This is a genomic window from Streptomyces sp. P5F9, from assembly GCF_057961495.1.
The window spans coordinates 1-4,599 of record NZ_JBXVPZ010000630.1 but is presented as its reverse complement, the minus strand read 5'-3'; the positions used below and the strand labels follow the sequence as shown (position 1 = coordinate 4,599).

Sequence of the window (4,599 nt, the reverse complement as noted above, 5' to 3'; positions counted from 1 at the left end):
GGGGAGGCGAAGACGCGCGGGTCGAGGAGCGGGGTGCGGGAGCGCAGGGCGTGGGCGGTGAACGTGGCGATCAGCGCGGCGCCCACCGTGAACGCCGTGATGATGCGCGGGGACGTCCAGCCGTGGGCCGGGCCCTCGATGATGCCGAAGAGGACCGCGACCAGGCCGGTGGTCAGGAGGACGGTGCCGGTGGGGTCGAGGTTGCTGTGCGCGGCGCGTTCCGTGCGGGGTGTGGTGAGGGCGACCGCGAGGGCCAGCAGGGCGGCCAGCGGGGCCATCACTCCGAACAGGGCACGCCAGGACAGGAATTGGCCGACCAGTCCGCCGCCGAGGTTGCCCGCGAGTCCGCCGAGGCCGAGCGCGAGGGTCCAACTGCCCATGGCGCGGGCCCGGTTCTCCGGGGCGGACAGGTGCACCAGGATCGACATCGTCGCCGGGGTGATCAGCGCCGCGCCCGCGCCGGACAGGCCGCGGCCCGCGATCAGCGTCGCCGGGTTCTGGGCGAGCGCGCTGGTGGCGGCGCCCGCCGCGAACAGGGCGAGACCGGCGAGCAGCGCGCCCTTGCGGCCGTGCCGGTCGCCGAGCGCGCCGGCCGGGATGAGGAGTCCGGCGAAGACGATGACGTACGCGTCGACCATCCACAGCAGTTCGGTGTGCGAAGGGTGCAGGGAGGACGAACTCAGCTGCGGGATCAGGAGGTTGATGGCGGCGACCATGCTCTGCGCGACGAGGACGCAGGCGCAGAGGGTGAGGAGTGTCGACCGTTTCAGGGCGTGTGAGGGCACGGCTCCTCCAGGGAGTCCGGTGTGGTGGTGGGTGCCCTGTCACCGTAGGCTCGGCGATGACCTGCTTTCCAGTGCAACCTTTGCAAGGGGCGAATGCGCGTGACGCAATCCGCCAGTCCCGGTGGTTCCGGCGGGCCGGGGAGCCTGGACCTCAATCTGCTGGTCGCCCTGGACGTGCTGCTGGAGGAGCAGAGCGTGCAGGGCGCCGCGCACCGGCTGCATCTCTCCGAACCGGCGATGAGCCGCACCCTGGGCCGTATCCGCAAGGCGCTCGGTGATCCCGTACTGGTCCGCGCCGGGCGGAAGATGGTGCCCACGCCGCGCGCGCTCGCCGTACGCGCCGAGGTGAGCGCGGTGGTGGAGCGGGCGCGGGCCCTGTTCGCGCCGGGGCAGGACGCCGACCTCAGGACCGTCAGCCGTACGCTCACGATCATCGGCCACGACGCGATCGCCGCCCTGTACGGCGCGGCCCTGTTCGCACGCGCCGCCCGGGAGGCGCCCGGCATCCGCATCCGGTTTCTCTCCGAGAGCCATGTCGACGTGCCGTTCCTGCGGCAGGGGACCGCCGACCTGGAGGTGGGGGTCATCGACTCCACGGCGCCCGAGCTGCGTGTGGAGACCCTGCACGAGGACCGGATGGTCGGGATCGTCCGCGCCGGACATCCGTTGCTGGAGGGGGAGTTGACCCCGAAGCGGTTCGCCGAGTCGGGGTCCCATCTGCTCGTGTCGCGGCGCGGCAAGCTGCACGGTCCCGTCGACGCCGCGCTCGCCGAACTCGGCCTGGAACGGCGGGTGGTGGGCTCCGTCGGCACCCTGCCCGCCTCGATGTTCGTGCTGCGCGACACCGACCTGATCGGGCTGACCAGCTCCTGGGGCCTGCCGATGGCCTCCGCGTTCGGCCTGGTCACCTTCGACGTGCCCCTCGAACTGCCCCCGCTCCCCCTGGGGCTGGCCTGGCATCCGCGGCACGAGGCCGACCCGGCGCACGCGTGGCTGAGGGGCGTCGTACGGGAGTTGATGGGGGACTGGTCAGCCGCTGTCGCCTAGCCGCTTCTCGAACCAGTGATCGGCGTAGACATGGTCCACATAGGCCGGAATCTCCGCGTACCCGCACGCCCGGTACATCGCCTGCGCCTCCGTGAGCGCCGCATGCGTGTCCAGCCGCACGACGGTGAAGTCGTGTTCTACGGCGGCCAGTTCGAGCTCCGTGAGGATGCGGCGGGCGAGGCCGAGGCGGCGGGCGTCGGGGTGCACCCAGACGTGCCGGATCTCGCCGACCCCCGGCTCCAGGGTCCGCAGCGCCCCGCAGGCCACGGGCCGCCCCTCCTCGTACGCGACGAAGAACGCGCCCGCGTCCCCGGTGACCTCCTTGGGCCGTACGAGATCCGTCTTGTCGAAGCCCTCGGGGAAACGGGCGTCGATGTCGGCGGCGTAGGCGTCGAGGCAGGCGCGGGCGTCCTCGGCGGCACCGTCGACGAGGGTGATCGTGATGCCGGCGAGGCGGAGGAGGCGCCGGGTGGTCGCCAACGCGTCGGTCAGTTCGGTGCGTTGGGGTGCGGTGAGGGTGGCGAGGAGACCGGCGGCGAGCGCGTTGGCGCGGCGGTCCTGCTCCTTGACCTCGACGCGACCGGCGTCGGTCAGCTCGATCAGGCGCAGCCGGGTGTCGTACGGCGGCACGGTCAGCCGCACCAGCCCCTGCGCCTCCAGCGACTTCGCCATCCGGCTCAGGTAGCCCGCGTCCAGGGCGAGCCGGCCGCGCAGTTCGCGCAGGGAGACGCCGTCGCCGATCTCGAAGAGCAGCCGGGCCTCGCCGAGGGGGCGGTCCTGGCCGAGGTAGTGGTCGTCGAGGGCGCCGATGCGGCGGGTGAAGTAGCGGTTGAAGTGCCGGAAGGCGGCTACGTCCGCCGCGGCCACCGGTGTCGGTGCCGGTGCGGGTGTCGGTGCGGGTGTCGATTCCGTGGCTGGCTCCTCCGTGGCTGGCTCCATAGTTCTTTGACTCTAGTCAAAGGAATCGGAGGAGTCCATGGGGCGTGATGCGGCCTTTGTGGCCCTGTCCAGTGACTCGGCCCACTTTCGGCCATGGATTGCGCATGCATACGGACGTCCCGGGCAGGCGCTCGCAGTCCCCGAGAGTGACAGTTAGGTGACGCTGGGGCGCTGAACAGGAACGGAAGGCAATACCGATCATGGCCGACAACACGGAACAGCAGGCGGGGAAGACCATTCACGCGGGCGGGGACTGGCTGGAAGCGGTCTCGGGCGCCACGCGCGAGATCATCGACCCCGCGGACGCGCTGCCGTTCGCCGTGGTCGCGGAGGGCGACGAGAAGGACACGGACATAGCCGTCGCCGCCGCCCGTGCCGCCTTCGACGGAGGCGAGGGGGGCGGCGGTGCGGGAGTTCGCGGTGAGGGAGCCTGGCCGCGCACCCCCGTCACCGAGCGCGCCGCCCTGCTGCGCCGCGTCGCCGACCTCCTCGTACGCGACCGCGAACAGCTCGGCCTGCTGGAGAGCCGGGACGCGGGCAAGACCGTGGAAGAGGGCCGGGTCGACATCGACTGTGTCGCCGACGCCTTCCGCTACTTCGCCGACCTCGTCGCCGGCGAGGCCCCCGGCCGGGTCGTCGACGCGGGCACGCCCGACGTCCACAGCGTCGTCGTGCACGAGCCCGTCGGCGTCTGCGCGCTGATCACGCCCTGGAACTACCCGCTGCTCCAGGCGAGTTGGAAGATCGCGCCCGCCCTCGCGGCCGGCAACACCTTCGTCGTCAAGCCCAGCGAGATCACCCCGCTGACGACGGTCGCCCTGATCGACCTGCTCGTCGAGGCCGGTCTCCCGAGCGGTGTCGCCAACATCGTCACCGGGCCCGGTCACTCGGTCGGCGCCCGGCTCGCCGAGCACCCCGACGTCGACCTCGTCTCCTTCACCGGCGGCCTCATCAGCGGCACGAAGGTGGCACAGGCCGCCGCCGTGACCGTCAAGAAGGTCGCCCTCGAACTCGGCGGCAAGAACCCCAACGTCGTCTTCGCCGACGCCTGCGCCACCGAGGAGGGCTTCGACACCGCCGTCGACCAGGCCCTCAACGCGGCCTTCATCCACAGCGGCCAGGTCTGCTCCGCGGGCTCCCGCCTCATCGTCGAGGAGACCGTCCGCGAGCGCTTCGTCGCCGAACTCGCCCGCCGCGCCGAGAAGATCCGCCTGGGCCGCGGCACCGAGGACGGCGTCGAGTGCGGCCCCCTCGTCTCCGAACAGCAGCGCGCCAGGACCGAGTCGTACGTCGCCGGCGCACTCGCCGAGGGCGCGGTGCTGCGCTCCGGCGGCAAGCGCCCCGAGCCGGCCGCGACCCGGCCCGCCACCGGCTACTTCTACGAGCCGACCGTCCTCGACCAGTGCCACCGCGAGATGACCGTCGTACGCGAGGAGGTCTTCGGACCGGTCCTCACCGTCGAGACCTTCCGCACCGAGGACGAGGCGGTCGCGCTCGCCAACGACACCGAGTACGGCCTCGCGGGCGCCGTCTGGACCGCCGACGCGGGCCGCGCGCGCCGCGTCGCCGGACGGCTGCGGCACGGCACCGTCTGGGTCAACGACTTCCACCCCTACCTTCCGCAGGCGGAGTGGGGCGGCTTCGGAAAGAGCGGTGTGGGCCGGGAGCTCGGCCCCGCCGGACTCGCCGAGTACCGCGAGGCCAAGCACGTCTACCAGAACCTGGCGCCGAAGCCGGTGCGCTGGTTCGCGGGCTGAGCCCCGCGGCAGGCCGAGCCGGTTCGCGGGCCGACCTCCCCGGTCGGCCGCGCCGGTTCGAAGGTCCCCCC

Annotated in this window: 4 protein-coding genes; 2 read left to right on the top strand and 2 right to left on the bottom strand. The window is 72.4% G+C overall.

The window, feature by feature from the left end; all coding sequences use genetic code 11:
• On the bottom strand, nt 1-785 hold a 785-nt coding region (locus AC31A1_RS47290), incomplete at its 3' end, for an MFS transporter (protein WP_489659243.1).
• A gap of 93 nt (nt 786-878) precedes the next feature.
• Here AC31A1_RS47290 and AC31A1_RS47285 point away from each other — a divergent pair.
• Nucleotides 879-1,832: a LysR family transcriptional regulator gene (locus tag AC31A1_RS47285; protein WP_489659242.1), complete on the top strand. Its 954-nt coding sequence runs from the start codon at nt 879-881 to the stop codon at nt 1,830-1,832.
• On the opposite strand, the gene AC31A1_RS47280 is transcribed toward AC31A1_RS47285, so the two are convergent.
• Nucleotides 1,815-2,771, bottom strand: a complete 957-nt coding sequence (locus AC31A1_RS47280; protein WP_489659241.1) for a bifunctional helix-turn-helix transcriptional regulator/GNAT family N-acetyltransferase — start codon at nt 2,769-2,771, stop codon at nt 1,815-1,817. The two genes, AC31A1_RS47285 and AC31A1_RS47280, sit on opposite strands and share 18 nt — an antisense overlap.
• Nucleotides 2,772-2,971: 200 nt before the next feature.
• Here AC31A1_RS47280 and AC31A1_RS47275 point away from each other — a divergent pair, with 200 nt between their 5' ends.
• Entirely contained in the window at nt 2,972-4,528 is a 1,557-nt protein-coding gene (locus tag AC31A1_RS47275) for an aldehyde dehydrogenase family protein (protein WP_489659240.1), read from the top strand.
• The last annotated feature ends 71 nt before the right edge of the window (nt 4,529-4,599 follow it).